The following is a 16,403-nucleotide window of genomic DNA, read 5'->3' on the forward strand; positions in this document are numbered from 1 at the left end:
TTCCTGGGTGAGCCGCCGGGCGTGGCCCGGCGCTACCGTGGGTGTTTTTCCGCAGCCGAGCATGGCTCGGCTCTACAGGTGCGAGGTGTTCGAGTGCCGACCAACGGTCGGCACCCACCGCGCGGTGTCTTACTGGCAGGCCTCGCAGGCTTCCGGGTTTTCCAGCGAGCAGGCGATGGCTTCGTCCGGGCTGAACACCTTGGCCGGGGCCGCAGCGCTGACCGTGGTCTTGGCGATCTTGGTGGCCGGGCGCGAACGCAGGTAGTAGGTGGTCTTGATGCCCTGCTTCCAGGCGTACATGTACATGGAGGACATCGCGCCGATGTTCGGGCTTTCCATGAACAGGTTGAGCGAGGCCGACTGGTCGATGAAGGCGCCACGCTCGGCGGCCATGTCGATCAGCGAACGCATCGGCAGTTCCCACGCGGTGCGGTAGACCTCGCGCAGCGTTTCCGGAATCTGTGCCACGCCGGCGATGGAGCCTTCGGCCAGCTTGATGGCATCGCGCATGTCGGCGGTCCACAGGCCCAGCTTCTTCAGCTCGTTGACCAGGTAACGGTTGACCTGCAGGAAGTCACCGGACAGGGTCTCGCGCTTGAACAGGTTGGACACCTGCGGCTCGACGCACTCGTAGCAGCCGGCGATCGAGGCGATGGTCGCGGTCGGGGCGATCGCGATCATCAGCGAGTTGCGCAGGCCGTGTTCCTTGATGCGGGCGCGCAGGGCATCCCAGCGCGCGGTGTCTTCCGGCACCACGTTCCAGGCGTCGAACTGCAGTTCGCCACCGGCGGCACGGGTGTCGTTGAACGACGGGTGCTTGCCACGTTCCTGGGCCAGCTCGCAGGAGGTTTCCAGCGCGTGGAAGTAGATCGCTTCGGCAATCTTCTTCGACAGGGCGCGGGCTTCGGCGCTGTCGAACGGCAGGCGCTTGCGGAAGAACACGTCCTGCAGGCCCATGCAGCCCAGGCCGACCGGACGCCAGCGCAGGTTGGCGCGGCGGGCGGTTTCGATCGGGTAGAAGTTCAGGTCGATGACGCGGTCGAGCTGGCGCACGGCCAGGCGCACGGTCTCGGCCAGCTTGTCGAAGTCGAACTCGTTGTGCTCGTCGAAGTGGTTGCCCAGGTTGATCGAACCCAGGTTGCACACGGCGGTTTCATCGTTGGAAGTGACTTCCAGGATTTCGGTGCACAGGTTGGACAGGTGGATCACGTTGCCCGGGCGCAGGGTCTGGTTGCTGGCGCGGTTGCACTTGTCCTTGAAGGTCATCCAGCCGTTGCCGGTCTCGGCCAGCGTACGCATCATGCGGGCATACAGCTTGCGCGCGGAGATGGTGCGGTTGGCCTTGCCCTGGGCTTCGGCCTGCAGGTAGGCCTGCTCGAAGGCTTCGCCGAACAGGTCGGTGAACTCCGGCACGACGCGCGGATCGAACAGCGACCATTCCTGGTCGGCTTCGACGCGCTTCATGAACAGGTCCGGCACCCAGTTGGCCAGGTTCAGGTTGTGCGCGCGGCGGGCTTCGTCACCGGTGTTGTCGCGCAGCTCGAGGAAGTCCTCGATGTCGGCGTGCCAGGTTTCCAGGTACACGCAGGCCGCGCCCTTGCGCTTGCCGCCCTGGTTCACTGCGGCCACCGACGAATCCATGGTCTTCAGCCACGGCACGATGCCGTTGGAATGGCCGTTGGTCGACTTGATCAGCGAACCACGCGAACGCACGCGGGTGTAGCTGACGCCGATGCCGCCGGAGAACTTCGACAGCTGGGCGATGTCGCCGTACTTGGAATAGATCGATTCCAGCGAGTCCTGCGGCGAGTCCAGCAGGAAGCACGAGGACAGCTGCTCGTGGGTGGTGCCGGAATTGAACAGGGTCGGGCTGGACGGCAGGTAGTCCAGGTTGCCCATGCGCTTGTACAGCGCCAGGGTCTCGGACACGTCCTCGCTCAGCGCGCTGGCGATGCGCAGGAAGAACTGCTGCGGGGTCTCGATCACCTTGCGGGTGTGCGGGTGGCGCAGCAGGTAACGGTCGTACAGGGTACGCAGGCCGAAGTAATCGAAGTTCAGGTCCAGCGAGATGTCGATGGCATCGTTGAGCTTGCGTGCGTTGGTCTGCACGAAGTTCAGCAGGCGGTCGTTGATCAGGCCGACTTCATGGCCACGGCTGACCGACTGCGAGAAGGCGTAGATTTCCTGGCCCGAGACTTCCTTGGCGATGTAGTTGGCCAGCAGGCGCGCGGCGAGACGGCCGTACTCGGGCTCTTCACCGATCAGCAGGGCGGCGGTGCGGATGGACAGTTCGTCCAGCTCGCGGGTGGTGGCACCGTTGTACAGGCCGGAAATGGTACGGGTGGCCACGCGCATCGGGTCGACGGCGTGCAGGCCTTCGGAGGAACGCTGCACCGCACGCACGATCTTGTTCAGGTCCACCAGTTCGGTGGTCCCATTGCGCTTGGTCACACTCATCGCGTTGGCCGTCGGCGGCGACGTCAACAGGAATTCGCTTTCCTTCTCGATGGTGGCGCTGGATTCGGTGCTCACGGCGTGTGTCCTCTTGGCGTGATTTGGGGGTGCTCGATGCATCGGGTGACGCGGCCCGGGACATGACAGCCCAGGATGGCAGGACGGCGTCGCAGGGGATGAGACCCTGCGCCTGCCACTGCCGTTGACGATCGCGGATGGGTACCCCGGGGCAACCCCTGGAATGGGGGTTGCTGCGACCGACGGCCACAAGATAGTGGGGGTAATGGGGTCCGTCAACGCCAAATGTAGTGAAATTCGGCAATCCCTTGCGCCGCAAGGATCGTGCCATCGGCGCCCTGATCAGACGCTTCAGACCTGCCGGAACGGGCTGCGCAGTCAAGTCCGAAAGGCGTCATTGCGGTGGCACAACGCACCGCGAAAACGGAACAATGACAGCTTCACATGACAGTGATGAAACTGGCTAGGGACAACCCTGTGGATAGGTGGTGGGCAGCCGGTGGGAAAGCCGGTATGGCCGGACGAATCGCCATAGCGCAGTGACTTTCGGCGGGTGACGGCGCCTGCCGAACGCGGGATGCTGGGGTCCTGCAATGACCGGAAAGGATTCCACCATGCGCCTGTCAGCACCCGCCTTGGCCCTGTTGGCTGCTGTGGTCACCGTACCTGCAATTGCCGCTGACACCCCGAAGCTGCGCGCGGACCAGTGCGGTATCCACACCGACTATGACGTGCTGGTGGACAGCGGTGGCATCTGGCTGCGGCATGGCCCGCAGGCACCGCACGAGGTGGTGTTCCACGATGGCGTGCTGAGCCTGGACGACACGGTCGTGCCGGTCAGCGAGGCCGACGCGGCCCGCCTTCGGCAGATGGAGGCCGGGGCACGGCAGCTGATGCCGGCCGCCACGGCGCTGGCCCATGAAGTGAGCGGACTGAGCTTCGACGTGCTCGACGGGGTCTATGAAAGCCTCACCGGTACCGCCAACAGCCGCAAGGTCCGGCGCCTGCGCCGGCAGGCCGATGACTGGATCGGCGGCACGCTGGGCAAGGGCTACTGGGAACAGGCTGTGTTCGGGCCAGGCTTCGAGGCCAAGGTGCAGGACATGGCCGAGTCGCTGTCCGCCTCCATCGCCCGCAGCATGCTGTGGCAGATCTTCACCGGACGCAGCGATGCGATGGAGGCACGCGCCGACCGTCTGGACGCGCAGATGGAACAGCAGCTGGAAGGCCGCGCCGAACGCATCGAGGCCCAAGCACAGTCGCTGTGCCCGCTGGTGCAGTCGCTGGCCGACACCCATGACGCGCTGGAAGTGCGCTACCAAGGCCAACCGCTGCGGCTGCTGGAGCGCAGCGAGAGCGTTCGGGTGGAGCACGGCGATGGCTCGGGCCTGCAGGTGTCGGCCGGGCCGGATGAGCGGCCGCGTGGGAATGCGGTGGCGCCTTCCCGATAGCTGCGCGGCGCTGCTGTAGAGCCGAGCCCATGCTCGGCTCCCTTTCGGCACATCATCCAGAAGCAGCCGAGCGTGGGCTCGGCTCTACAGTAGACCGCCCTCACGCCCGGTGCGGGGTACCCAGGTACTCGGCGCTCTGCATCTCGATCAGGCGCGAGGCGGTGCGTTCGAACGCGCCCTGCAGGCGCTGGCCGGTGTACAGCTCGATCGGCGAGGTGCTGGCGGTGCAGACCAGGTTGACGTGGCGGTCGTACAGCTCGTCGATCAGGTTGACGAAGCGGCGCGCGGCATCCTCATTCAAGCGGTCGAAGGCGGGAATGCCGCCCAGCAGCACCGTGTTGAACTCGTGCGCGATCTCGATGTAATCCGAGGGCCCGCGCGGGCCTTCGCACAGCGCGGCGAAATCGAACCAGGCAATGCTCTTGCCGCGGCCACGCACCGGGATCTTGCGGCCCTCGATCTCGATGTTGCCGGCCTTGGCCGGCTGGCCGCCACTCAACTCGTTCCAGCGCGTGGCCAGCCACTGATCGCTGTCGGCCGCCAGCGGTGCGCGGTATACCGGCGAGCGGGTCAGCGCGCGCATCCGGTAATCCTCGGTACCTTCGGCGTACAGCTCCACGCAGAAGCGCTGCAGCAGGCCGATGGCCGGCAGGAAGCTCTCGCGCTGCAGGCCGTTGAGGTACAGGTTCTCCACTGCGGTGTTGGAGGTGGTGACCAGGGTCACGCCCTCGGCGAACAGGCGCTCGAGCAGCCGCGCCAGCAGCATCGCATCGCCGATGTCGGTGACGAAGAACTCGTCCAGGACCAGCACGCGCAGGTTGCTGCGCCATTCCTGGGCGATCTTCGCCAGCGGGTCGCTCTGGCCCTGGTGCTCGCGCAGGCGCTCATGGACGCTGCGCATGAAGCGGTGGAAATGGGTGCGGTACTTCTGCTTGATCGGCAGCCCGTCGTAGAACAGGTCGACCAGGAAGGTCTTGCCACGGCCGACGCCGCCCCAGAAGTACAGGCCCTTGATCGGCTCGGGCTTCTTCCAGAACGAAGACAGGCGGTCCAGCCAGCCATCCTCGGCACTGTCCAGCAGGCCCAGGTGGATGCGGTCCAGCTCGGCCAGCGCCGCATGCTGGGCCGGATCGTTCTGCCAGTCGCCACGGGCAACCCCTTCCGCATACCGCTGCGACGGGGTCAGCTCGGGTGCACTCATGCCGCCGCGCCCAGCCAGTGCTTGACGCCGTGGGTCAGCGCGCCGCGCAGGTCGATCAGCTTGCGGTGGAAGAAGTGGCTGGTCTCGGGCATGCGTACCAGCTCATGCGGGGCGTCCAGCGTGTCCAGCCACTGGTAGACGGCCTGCGGGTCGACGATCTCGTCCTGCTCGCCCTGGATCACCAGCCAGCGCGCCGGCGGCGCGATGCCGTCGAAATCCCAGCGACCGGCCGGCGGCGCGATCGAGATCAGCGCTTCCGGCTGCAGCGTGGCGGCGGCCTTCAGCGACACGAACGCGCCGAAGCTGAAACCGGCCAGCCACAGGCGGTCGTCCGGGCGCTGGCTGCGCACCCAGGCCGCGACGGCTTTCAGGTCATCCTGCTCGCCCACGCCGCCATCGAAGGTGCCAGCCGAACCACCCACGCTGCGGAAGTTGAAGCGCACCGTGGCGATGCCCAGCTCGCGCAGGGTGGAGGCGGTCATGGTGACCACCTTGTTGTGCAGGGTGCCACCTTCGGTGGACAGCGGATGGCAGACGATGGCCACGATCGGCTGCACCGGCACATCGGCCTTGGGCAGGTCGACGACCACTTCCAGCGGGCCGGCCGGGCCGTCCAGTTCGAGGCAGGCGGTTTCGCCGGGGGCGACGGGGAACAAGGGCTTGTGCATGGCACCATGATACCGTCCCCCGCCCCTGCCCTGTGCCCGCCCCATGCTCTATCTGTCACTGGCCGTGATCTGCAGTGTGCTGGTTTCGGTGTTGTTGAAGGTGGCCGCACGCCGCCAGCTGGATGTTGCGCAGATGGTCACCTGGAACTATCTGGTGGCGGCAACGCTCACCGCCGTGGTGCTGCAGCCACCGCTGGATGCGCTGCGCGCGCCGCATGCGCCGTGGCTGTCACTGCTGGCGCTGGCGGTGGTGCTGCCCTCGATCTTCCTGGTACTGGGCCGCGCGGTGGCGGTGGCCGGCATCGTCCGCAGCGACGTGGCGCAGCGGCTGTCGTTGCTGCTTTCCCTGGCCGCCGCCTTCCTGTGCTTCGGCCAGACCGCAACGCCCTGGAAACTGGCCGGCCTGGGCCTGGGCCTGCTGGCGATGGTGGCCATCAGCCTGCGCCCGCGCGGCCCGGCGGTGGCGTCCTCACCCGGCGGCTGGGGCTGGCTGCTGGGCGTATGGGCCGGATTCGCAGTGGTGGACGTGCTGCTCAAGCAGGTGGCGCTGTCCGGCACGCCGTCGATGGCGGCGGTGCTGGCCAGTTTCAGCGTCGCCTTCGTGCTGATGCTGGCAATGCAGCTGTGGCGGCATGTCAGTGGCCGCAGCCGACTGGCCTGGCGCAACCTCGGCGCGGGTGCACTGCTGGGCCTGCTCAATGGCGGCAACATCCTGTTCTATGTGCATGCGCACCAGGCGATGCCAGAGAGCCCGGCCACCGTGTTCGCCGGCATGAACATCGGCGTGGTGGTGCTGGGCGCGCTGGTAGGCATGTTCGTCTTCGGCGAGGCCACCACGAAGTGGAACCGCGCGGGACTGGCGCTGGCGGTGCTGGCGATCGGGATGATCGCCTGGGGGTGAGCGATACCCGGGGTCGGATCCCATTCCCACGGAATGGGCTCTGACCCCTACGCCACAGACCCCGCGATGCCTTGGGTCAGAGCCCATTCCGTGGGAATGGGATCCGACCCCGGCCTGGCGCGTTACTTGTCGAAGCCCAGCAGCAGCGGGTCGTGGTCGGAGCTGCGCCACGGGCCCTGCACGTTGCGGCCCTGGTAGCCGCTGGCGTCCTGCTCGTCGGCGTTGCTGTGCCATTCGGCGGCACCGCGCAGGCGCCTGGCCATGCCCGGGTTCAGCAGCGCGTGGTCGAGGCGGCCGGTGTAGCCGTTGTAGACGTAGCTGTAGGGATGCTCGACCTTGGCCACCCTGAACGCGTCCTGCCAGCCCAGATCATGCAGGGCGCGGATCGGGTCTTCCATCGCGTAGGCATTGAAGTCACCCAGCAGCACCGCGTCCCTGGCGCCGGTACCGGTCGGATCGGTCTGCAGCCAGGCGTGCAGCTGCTGCGCCGACGTCACACGGGTGGCGTTCCAGCAGCCCTGATTGTCGTTGCGGTCGGCGTCGGCACCGGCCGCGTCACGGCAACCCTTCGATTTGAAATGGTTGGCAACCACCACGAACGGCGCGCCCTGCTTGCCCTGGAAGGCCTGCGCCAACGGTACGCGGCTGTGCTCGACGAACGGGCCGCCGGTCAGCGTGGCCGGCTTGCCGACCGGCTGCAGGCGCGTGCTGCGATAGATGATGCCGACCCGGATCGGGTTGTCGCCGGGGCCGTTGCCGGCGTCGACGAAGCGCCAGTCGCCCTGCGCGCCGCGGTCGCGGTTGAGCGCATCGACCAGTTCGGCGATGGCCGACTGCGGGCCGTAGCCGTCGTTCTCCAGTTCCATCAGCGCAGCGACATCGGCGCCCAACGCATTGACCGTGGTGACCAGCTTGGCGAGCTGCGCCTTGTGCTCGTCCAGCGTGCGCGCGCCGCGCAGCGTCGGGAAGCCACCGCCCTGGCCGTCACCATTGAAGAAATTCTCCAGGTTGAAGGCGGCCACGTGCAGGCTTCCCGGCACCGTGGGTACTGCCGGGCGCTTCAGTTCCGGCAGCTTCAGCGCGCCTTCGACCTGCAGGCGCGGATGGCCCTGCGCGTCCACGCGCACGATGCCCTCCACGTTGCGCAGTTGCATGCCGGTGCGCAGCACCGGGTTGCCCGGCAGGTAGGGCACGCTGGCGGGGTCGCGGGCATCGCTGCCATCCTCCAGCACCAAGCGGCGGCGCTGGTTGTCGGCCATCACCTGCTCATAGCCGGCAGTGCCCGGCGCGGCCACTTCGGTCGGCTGCCAGAGGCGGCCATCGAACGCCACCGTGAGCTGGCCGAAGTGCTGCAGGCCATCGGTACCGGCCAGGGTAAGCGGCGCGGCGATGCGCACGCGCTGTCCATCCAGCGCGCGCCAGTCGGCCGGCGCAGCGGTCAGCACCACAGTGGCGCTGCCGCGCGCGACGGAGGGCGGCGCGACCGGCGTGGCCTGCGGCTGGGCCTGGGCAAAGGCGCCGGCCGGCAGCAGCAGGGACAGGGCAAGGGCGAGGGAACGGCGGCGCATCAACGGGCGACTCCATGGAAGAGGCGCACAGACTAACCCTGAAATGCGAAACCCCGCCTGCGCAGCGGGGGCATATGAGCGATCAGGCCTCGGTGGGCAAAGCCGGGGGATCGTAGAGCCGAGCCCATGCTCGGCTGCACCTGGCCACACCGCGCGGAGAGCAGCCGAGCGCGGGCTCGGCTCTATAGGAAGCGGCGCGTTGCGGCGGTTACTTCAGGTTGCCCAGCATCCAGTCCACGGTGGCGTGGATCTGTTCTTCGGTCAGCGCCGGGTTGCCGCCCTTGGGCGGCATGATGCCGCCGTCGGGGCCGGTATAGCCCTCGATGGCGTGCTTGTAGAGGGTGTCCTTGCCCTGCGCGATGCGTTTGTCCCAATGCGAATGGTCCAGCGTCGGCGCCATGCCCACACCGTTGGTGTGGCAGGCGGTGCACAGGTTGTCGAAGATCACCTTGCCATCCTTGGTGCCGCCGTAGGCCACCTGCGACGCCGCCTTGGCCAGCGCGGCGGCCTTGGCCGCGGCCTGCGCGGCGGCGCCGGTGCTGCCGGCATAGACCGCGCCGGTGGGCGAAATGCGCTGTTCGGTGCGCTTGGCCGCAGTGGGCGACACCTCGGGCGGAACCCGGGTGTGGATGTAGGCGGCAAGGAGGATGAGGCCGAGGGTGATGGTCGCCAGCAGCGCGATCACCATGGAGAAGCGTTTCAGGAACTCCAGATCGTAATTCCGCACTCTTCGTTACCCCTGGCTGATAGTCGTTGGACCACGGCTGAGCGACTGCGTGATGGACCGAGTATAGAACGCGCCTTGCGTGCGACAACAGGCGTCACTGCTGGTGCGGCGCAACATGCCGGGGGCTGGGGTCGGGGATGGGGTCAGATCCCTTTTGCGGCGCAAAAGGGATCTGACCCCAGCAACAGAAGCCGGCCAGCGGCCGGCGCTACCGGATTACCGGGGCACCGATCGCGCGCAGGCAGAAGCTGCAGATCGCATCCACCAGCGCGTCTTCGTCGCGGTGCGCTTCGCGGCTGGGCGCGGTCGGACCGACCATCGCTTCGGTGAAGGCGCCGACCAGGCACGCGGCGGCCACATGCGCGTCCTGCGCCGGCAGCTCACCGGCGGCCACGCCTTCCTCCACCAGCCGCAGGAACACGTCGCCGAACGCGCGACGTCCGCGCATGCGCTCGGCCTCCACGTCCGGATCGACCGGTTCGACGATGAAGGCGTGCGCCAGCCCCGGCCCGGCCAGGGCGCGGCGGACGAAGGCGGTGATTGCCAGCCGCAGGCGCTCGCTGGCCACCTCCGGACCGCTGGCGATGCGCTCCATGATCGCGACCTCGTGGGCCACCGCGGCGTTGAGCACCTCCACGAACAGCTCGGCCTTGGACGGGAAGTGGCGATAGATCAGGCCGGTGGACACCCCCGCCTGGGTCGCCACGGCGGTCACCGGGGCGTTGCGCCAGCCGCCGGTGGCGACCAGCTCGCGGGTGGCCAGCAGGATCCGTTCACGGGCGCCCGCCAGGCGTTCTTCCATCAATGCAGAGCGTTTATAGGCCATGTTCTGATTCTAGTTTCAATTTTTGAATTCGTATTCACTTCTTATCCGAACCCCGCTACGCTGGGGCCATCGCCCGTGCGGGTGGCGGTCCTGCCGACCGCCGCCCGCTCCCCCGCCGGGTGCGTCCATTCCCTGCCATCCCGCCGTGGAGCCACCACAATGCACGTGCCATCCCTGAACTTTGATCTTGGCGAAGACATCGACCTGCTGCGCCAGAGCGTGGCCCATTTTGCCGCCGCCGAGGTCGCACCGCTGGCCGCCGAGGCTGATGCCAGCAACCAGTTCCCGCTGGCCCTGTGGCCGAAGCTGGGCGAACAGGGCCTGCTCGGCCTCACCGTGGAAGAAGAATACGGTGGTACCGGCATGGGCTACCTGGCCCACGTGGTGGCGATGGAAGAAATCTCGCGCGCCTCCGGCGGCATCGGCCTGTCCTATGGCGCGCACTCCAACCTGTGCGTGAACCAGCTGCGCAAGAACGGCAACGAAGAACAGAAGCAGCGCTTCCTGCCCGGCCTGTGCAACGGCAGCCTGGTCGGCGCGCTGGCGATGAGCGAACCGGGTGCCGGTTCGGATGTGGTGTCGATGAAGCTGCGCGCCGACAAGCGCGGCGACCGCTACGTGCTCAACGGCAACAAGATGTGGATCACCAACGGCCCGGATGCCGACGTGCTGGTGGTCTACGCCAAGACCGACATGGAGGCCGGTGCCAAGGGCATCACCGCGTTCCTGGTCGAGAAGGGCATGAAGGGCTTCTCCACCGCGCAGAAGCTGGACAAGCTCGGCATGCGCTCCTCGCCCACCTGCGAGCTGGTGTTCCAGGACTGCGAGATTCCCGAAGAGAACGTGCTGGGCCAGGTCGGCGGTGGCGTGCACGTACTGATGTCCGGCCTGGACTACGAGCGCGTGGTGCTGTCCGGTGGCCCGCTGGGCCTGATGGCCGCGGCCATGGACGTGGTCATGCCCTATGTGCACGAGCGCCACCAGTTCGGCGAACCGATCGGCAGCTTCCAGCTGATCCAGGCCAAGATCGCCGACATGTACGTGGGCCTGGGTGCCTGCCGCGCGTATGTCTATGCCGTGGCGCGCGCCTGCGACCAGGGCCGCACCACCCGCCAGGACGCCGCCGGTGCGATCCTGTACGCCGCCGAGAAGGCCACCTGGCTGACCGGCCAGGCGATCCAGATCCTCGGCGGCAACGGCTATATCAACGAATACCCGACCGGCCGCTTGTGGCGCGACGCCAAGCTGTATGAAATCGGCGCCGGCACCTCGGAGATCCGCCGCATGCTGATCGGCCGCGAACTGTTCCAGCGCACCCTGTAAGGCCACCGCGATGACCGTCCTGAACAGCCAGCTGCAACCAGGCAGCGAAACGTTTGAAAGCAACCGCGCGGCCATGCAGGCCGTGGTCGACGACCTGCATGCCACCCTCGCGCGCACTGCGCTGGGTGGCAACGAGGCGGCACGCGCCAAGCACACCGCCCGCGGCAAGCTGCTGGTGCGCGACCGCATCGACGCCCTGCTCGACCCCGGCAGCGCCTTCCTGGAAATCGCGCCGTTGGCCGCGCACGGCATGTATGAAGACGCCGTGCCCGCCGCGGGCGTGGTGGCCGGCATCGGCCGGGTGAGCGGCGTGGAATGCGTGATCGTGGCCAACGACGCCACGGTCAAGGGCGGCACCTACTACCCGATGACGGTGAAGAAGCACCTGCGCGCGCAGGAGATCGCCGAGCAGAACCACCTGCCGTGCATCTACCTGGTCGATTCCGGTGGCGCGTTCCTGCCGCTGCAGGACGAAGTCTTCCCCGACCGCGACCATTTCGGTCGCATCTTCTACAACCAGGCCAACCTGTCGGCGCAGGGCATTCCGCAGATCGCCTGCGTGATGGGCAGCTGCACCGCCGGTGGCGCCTATGTGCCGGCGATGAGCGACGAGACCGTGATCGTGCGCGAGCAGGGCACGATCTTCCTCGGCGGCCCGCCGCTGGTGAAGGCGGCCACCGGTGAAGTGGTCACGGCCGAGGAACTGGGTGGCGCCGACGTGCACACCCGCATCTCCGGCGTGGCCGACCACATGGCCGACAACGATCTGCAGGCACTGGCACGGGTGCGCGCGATCATCGCCCAGCTCAACTGGCGCAAGCCGGAACCGGCGATGGCGGTGCGGCCCCCTGAAGCGCCATTGCTGCCGGCCCATGAGCTGTATGGCGTGATCCCGGCCGATACGCGCAAGCCCTACGACGTTCGCGAAGTGATCGCGCGGCTGGTGGATGGCTCGCGCTTCGACGAGTTCAAGCCGCGCTACGGCGCAACGCTGGTGACCGGTTTCGCCCATCTGAACGGCTACCCGATCGGCATCATCGCCAACAACGGGATCCTGTTCTCCGAGTCGGCCCTGAAGGGCGCGCACTTCATCGAGCTGTGCACCCAGCGCAACATCCCGCTGGTGTTCCTGCAGAACATCACCGGCTTCATGGTCGGCCGCAAGTACGAACAGGGCGGCATCGCCAAGGACGGCGCCAAGCTGGTGATGGCGGTGGCCTGTGCCAGGGTGCCCAAGTTCACCGTGGTGATCGGCGGCTCGTTCGGTGCCGGCAACTACGGCATGTGCGGCCGTGCGTACTCGCCGAACTTCCTGTGGATGTGGCCGAACGCGCGCATCGGCGTGATGGGCGGCGAGCAGGCCGCCAGTGTGCTGGCCACGGTCAAGCGCGATGGCATTGAAGCCAAGGGCGGCCAGTGGCCGGCGGCGGAAGAGGATGCCTTCAAGGCACCGATCCGCGACCAGTTCGAACAGCAGGGCCACCCGTACTACGCCAGCGCGCGCCTGTGGGACGACGGCGTGATCGATCCGGCCGACACCCGCCAGGTGCTGGCGCTGGCGCTGTCGGCCAGCCTCAACGCCGCCCCGCAGCAGACGCGCTTCGGCGTGTTCCGCATGTGACCCGTGCCATGACCGAGCACGCTCCTATGAAGCACGTTGCCATGTTCAGCAAAGTCCTGATCGCCAACCGCGGCGAAATCGCCTGCCGCGTCATCGCCACCTGCCGCCGCCTCGGCATCGCCACCGTGGCGGTGTATTCCGATGCCGACCGCAACGCACGCCATGTGCGCCTGGCCGACGAAGCCGTCCACATCGGCCCGGCCGCCGCACGCGAGAGCTACCTGCGTGGCGATGCCCTGCTTGATGCCGCGCGCACTACCGGCGCACAGGCCATCCACCCCGGTTACGGCTTCCTGTCCGAGAATGCCGACTTCGCCGATGCCTGCGCCGCCGCCGGCATCACCTTCATCGGGCCACCACCCAGCGCCATCCGCGCGATGGGTGACAAGAGCGCGGCCAAGGCGCTGATGGCCAAGGCCGGTGTGCCGCTGACGCCGGGTTACCACGGTGACCAGCAGGCGCCGGACTTCCTGCGCGCGCAGGCCGATGGCATCGGCTACCCGGTGCTGATCAAGGCCAGCGCCGGTGGCGGTGGCAAGGGCATGCGCAAGGTCGAACGCAGCGAGGACTTCGTCGATGCGCTGGCCAGCTGCCAGCGCGAGGCGGCCTCGGCGTTCGGCAACGACCACGTGCTGGTCGAGAAGTACGTCGAGCGCCCGCGCCATATCGAGATCCAGGTGTTCGGTGACAGCCACGGTGAGGCGGTCTACCTGTTCGAGCGCGACTGCTCGGTGCAGCGCCGCCACCAGAAGGTACTGGAAGAGGCTCCCGCCCCAGGCATGAGTGCCGAGCGCCGCGCCGCGATGGGCAAGGCCGCGGTCGATGCCGCGCGCGCAGTGGGCTATGAGGGTGCGGGCACCGTGGAATTCATCGCCGGCCCGGACGGCGATTTCTACTTCATGGAAATGAACACCCGCCTGCAGGTCGAGCACCCGGTCACCGAATACATCACCGGCACCGACCTGGTGGAGTGGCAGCTGCGCGTGGCTTCGGGCCAACCGCTGCCGCTGCGCCAGGACCAGCTGGCCATCCACGGCCACGCGATCGAAGCGCGGCTGTACGCCGAGGATGCCGACCGTGGTTTCCTGCCCTCCACCGGCACCCTGCGCCGCCTGCGCCTGCCGGCAGCGTCGGCCAACGTGCGCGTCGATACCGGCGTGGAGGAAGGCGACAGCATCACCCCGTACTACGATCCGATGATCGCCAAGCTGATCGTCTGGGACGTGGACCGCGACGCCGCGCTGCGCCGCATGAGCCAGGCCCTGGCCGACTGCCAGGTAGTGGGCGTGACCACCAACGCCGGCTTCCTGCGCCGCCTGGCGAATACCGATTCGTTCGCGCACGCCAGGCTGGATACGGCGCTGATCGAACGCGAACAGGCGGCATTGAGTGCCGTGGGCGACGCGGGTGCGGACCTGTGGCTGCTGGCCGCCGTGGCTGCGGTGGCAAGCACGGTGCCCGCCAGCACCGACGTGCGCGATCCGCATTCGCCGTGGCGGTCACAGGATGGCTGGCGCCTCGGCGCGTCCGCGCCGCGCGTAGTGCCGCTGCAGCAGGGCGAACGCAAGCACACGCTGAAGGTGTGGGCGCAGGCCGATGGCTGGCGCGTGCAGTGCGATGACGCTGCACCGGTGCGGATGATCGGCACGGCCGATGTGCACGGCCTGACGGTGCAGCTGGGCGAGCGCCGCGGGTCGCTGCAGCTGCTGCGCGACGGTAACCAGCTGTACCTGTTCGGCGCCGACGGCCAGCACCGCTTCACCCTGCATGATCCAGTGGATGAATCGGACCACGCCGTGGCCGACGCCGGCAGCCTGCTGGCACCCATGCCGGGCAGGATCGTGGCCACGCTGGTCGCGGCCGGTACCGAGGTCAAGCGCGGCACGCCGCTGGTGGTGCTGGAAGCGATGAAGATGGAGCACACCCTGCAGGCACCGGCCGATGGCACGGTGAAGGGTTACCGTGCCAAGGCCGGCGACCAGGTCGGCGACGGCGCGGTGCTGGTGGACTTCGAGGCGGCGTGAACGCCGGGGCGGCGACCGCTCAGCGGTCGTCGCCCGCCACCACCCGGCCAGCGGGATCGAATTCGGCCGTGTCCAGCGTGGCACTGCGCCAGCCCAGGCCGCAGATGGCCATCGCACTCTGTCCGATGCCGTCGAAACCGAAGGCGCGATCGACATCGGCATCGTTGATGGCTGCGGTGACAAATGCCGCCAGGCCACGCTCGGTCGCGCACAGGTACAGCAGCTGCGAGATGTGGCCGACATCCAGCGTCACCGCACGATATGCCTTGGCGTGATTGCGGTACTTCCAGAAGCAGCGGTCGTACCGCGGTGCCAGCACCAGCAGCGCCGGTGCATCGGCGAACCACTCCTGACCGGACAGCATCCGCCGTGCCAGCGCAGGCAATGCATCTGCCGGCGGCGAAGGCAACGACAGTACCGCGTGCTGCACGGGGTGGTAGTGGTACAGCCCCGGTACCAGCCCTTCCACGTTCTGTACCAGCAGGAAACCTTCGGTAGGATGCAGGCCGCCACCAGAGGGCACGTTCTTCTTCAGGAACTCGGTATCGCGCTCGACCTTCTGCACCGCGTGCGCCATCAGCGTACGCTGCAGCACCTGGGCCAGCAGCGGCAGCGGCAACGCGCGCTGCGGGTCGAAATTGCGGCAGGTGGTGCGACGCGCCAGCAGTGCATCGAACGCGGCCTCTTCGCTGCGCGGCAGCGGCTGGTAGTCGCCCTGCATCGGCTGCACCACCGGCGGTGGCGGCCCCAGGCGCTGGCGCAGGCCGGCCGCGGTGTCCAACCCCTGCCGGCGCATGTCCTCCACGCTGTCCACGGCCTGCCAGCGCGCATGGCGATGGGCCAGCGCAGCCAATGGCCACCACTGGCTGCGCCGTAGCGCCTCGTCGCGCATCTGGTGCCCCACCTCGCTCGGTGGGTCGGTCAACAGCAGGCCCTGTTCGACCAGGCGGGCCAGCATGGCCGGGGAGGCATCGGCGGGCGGTTCGCTCCAGCGGTGCGCGCTGAGCCCGCCCAGCAGCTGGCGCTCCTCGGCGTCCACCGGCAGTGGCTGGTCCAGGTGGGCGGCCAGCGCCACCCAGCTGATCTGGCTGTCCATCTCGGCGTGGCCGGCCAGCATCGCGCGCAGGTCCAGGGTGACCGCCTCGCGAGGCTCGAACATCAGGCTGGCGCAGCGGCGCAGGCGCATCGGTTTCCTTCCTTGTGCCGCACAGCCGGCATAGCAGCAACGACCGCAGCGCGGCCAACTTTAGCGACGTGCACAGCGCGGCCCTCAATGGCAGGCTGTCGCGGCCGATACGAGTAGCTCCACCTACGGACAATCCCCATGAGCCATCCCCGTCTTTCCGCCGCCGACGCCAGCACCCTGCTGGACCACCTGATCGGCAGCGAAGCGTTCCGCAGCCACTTCACCGCTTCGCCGGCCAAGGCCCTGGCCTCGATCGGGCTGGACGGTGCCGTTGGCGAAAACGACTGCATGAAGATCGGCACCCTGGCCTCGGTCGAGGAGCTGAGCCGCACCCGTGATTCGCTGCATGCGTACCTGAGTACCTCGACCGCCTCGATGACCGTGGTGTTCTGCTTCGAAGCCGACCGCATCGACGAGCGCGTCAACGCCTGAGTC

At 67.9% G+C, this 16,403-nt stretch carries 13 protein-coding genes; 6 read left to right on the forward strand and 7 right to left on the reverse strand.

The features are described 5' to 3' along the window. Positions 1 to 129: 129 nt before the first annotated feature. Positions 130 to 2,532 carry a ribonucleoside-diphosphate reductase subunit alpha gene (locus AC5P8R_RS14505; protein WP_075076407.1) on the reverse strand — a complete coding sequence of 801 codons (2,403 nt, stop codon included), beginning with the start codon at positions 2,530 to 2,532 and terminating at the stop codon, positions 130 to 132. 554 nt (positions 2,533 to 3,086) lie between these two features. Between AC5P8R_RS14505 and AC5P8R_RS14510 the strand changes: the two genes are divergently transcribed. After that, the gene (locus AC5P8R_RS14510; RefSeq protein ID WP_032956617.1) at positions 3,087 to 3,923 is read left to right on the forward strand and encodes a DUF2884 family protein; all 837 of its coding nucleotides are present in this window, start codon (positions 3,087 to 3,089) and stop codon (positions 3,921 to 3,923) included. A 100-nt stretch (positions 3,924 to 4,023) separates the two neighbouring features. Here AC5P8R_RS14510 and zapE read toward each other — a convergent pair whose 3' ends face one another. Together zapE and AC5P8R_RS14520 are read right to left on the reverse strand one after the other, a co-directional pair. Beyond that, positions 4,024 to 5,124 carry a cell division protein ZapE gene (gene zapE, locus AC5P8R_RS14515; RefSeq protein ID WP_197606770.1) on the reverse strand — a complete coding sequence of 367 codons (1,101 nt, stop codon included), beginning with the start codon at positions 5,122 to 5,124 and terminating at the stop codon, positions 4,024 to 4,026. Then, positions 5,121 to 5,792, reverse strand: coding sequence for an alpha/beta hydrolase (locus tag AC5P8R_RS14520; protein ID WP_014645576.1), 672 nt, complete (start codon positions 5,790 to 5,792; stop codon positions 5,121 to 5,123). The genes zapE and AC5P8R_RS14520 overlap by 4 nt, the downstream gene beginning before the upstream one ends. A gap of 43 nt (positions 5,793 to 5,835) precedes the next feature. Here AC5P8R_RS14520 and AC5P8R_RS14525 point away from each other — a divergent pair, with 43 nt between their 5' ends. Further along, positions 5,836 to 6,693 (forward strand): membrane protein, encoded by an 858-nt coding sequence (locus AC5P8R_RS14525; RefSeq protein WP_046428023.1) that lies wholly within the window; start codon positions 5,836 to 5,838, stop codon positions 6,691 to 6,693. A 122-nt stretch (positions 6,694 to 6,815) separates the two neighbouring features. On the opposite strand, the gene AC5P8R_RS14530 is transcribed toward AC5P8R_RS14525, so the two are convergent. From AC5P8R_RS14530 to AC5P8R_RS14540, 3 genes are all read right to left on the reverse strand, one after another. Beyond that, positions 6,816 to 8,261, reverse strand: a complete 1,446-nt coding sequence (locus tag AC5P8R_RS14530; protein ID WP_495223570.1) for an ExeM/NucH family extracellular endonuclease — start codon at positions 8,259 to 8,261, stop codon at positions 6,816 to 6,818. 208 nt (positions 8,262 to 8,469) lie between these two features. After that, on the reverse strand, positions 8,470 to 8,988 hold the full coding sequence (locus tag AC5P8R_RS14535; protein WP_495223571.1) for a c-type cytochrome: 519 nt from the start codon (positions 8,986 to 8,988) through the stop codon (positions 8,470 to 8,472). Between the two features lie 208 nt (positions 8,989 to 9,196). Continuing rightward, positions 9,197 to 9,814, reverse strand: coding sequence for a TetR/AcrR family transcriptional regulator (locus AC5P8R_RS14540; RefSeq protein ID WP_014645572.1), 618 nt, complete (start codon positions 9,812 to 9,814; stop codon positions 9,197 to 9,199). Positions 9,815 to 9,973: 159 nt separating this feature from the next. Between AC5P8R_RS14540 and AC5P8R_RS14545 the strand changes: the two genes are divergently transcribed. The 3 genes from AC5P8R_RS14545 to AC5P8R_RS14555 are packed head-to-tail and all read left to right on the forward strand — an operon-like array spanning position 9,974 to position 14,782. Next, positions 9,974 to 11,137 (forward strand): isovaleryl-CoA dehydrogenase, encoded by a 1,164-nt coding sequence (locus AC5P8R_RS14545; protein WP_262093360.1) that lies wholly within the window; start codon positions 9,974 to 9,976, stop codon positions 11,135 to 11,137. A gap of 10 nt (positions 11,138 to 11,147) precedes the next feature. Next, positions 11,148 to 12,758 (forward strand): carboxyl transferase domain-containing protein, encoded by a 1,611-nt coding sequence (locus AC5P8R_RS14550; protein WP_046427997.1) that lies wholly within the window; start codon positions 11,148 to 11,150, stop codon positions 12,756 to 12,758. Between the two features lie 8 nt (positions 12,759 to 12,766). After that, complete coding sequence (locus tag AC5P8R_RS14555) at positions 12,767 to 14,782, forward strand: acetyl/propionyl/methylcrotonyl-CoA carboxylase subunit alpha (RefSeq protein WP_495223572.1); 2,016 nt, start codon at positions 12,767 to 12,769, stop codon at positions 14,780 to 14,782. Between the two features lie 19 nt (positions 14,783 to 14,801). Here AC5P8R_RS14555 and AC5P8R_RS14560 read toward each other — a convergent pair whose 3' ends face one another. Then, positions 14,802 to 15,968 (reverse strand): putative peptide maturation dehydrogenase, encoded by a 1,167-nt coding sequence (locus AC5P8R_RS14560; RefSeq protein WP_495223573.1) that lies wholly within the window; start codon positions 15,966 to 15,968, stop codon positions 14,802 to 14,804. A 138-nt stretch (positions 15,969 to 16,106) separates the two neighbouring features. On the opposite strand from AC5P8R_RS14560, the gene AC5P8R_RS14565 reads away from it, so the two are divergent. Continuing rightward, positions 16,107 to 16,400: an NHLP-related RiPP peptide gene (locus tag AC5P8R_RS14565; RefSeq protein ID WP_014645567.1), complete on the forward strand. Its 294-nt coding sequence runs from the start codon at positions 16,107 to 16,109 to the stop codon at positions 16,398 to 16,400. Positions 16,401 to 16,403 lie beyond the last annotated feature (3 nt).

Source organism: Stenotrophomonas sp. YJH_SMC_73, from assembly GCF_059370155.1.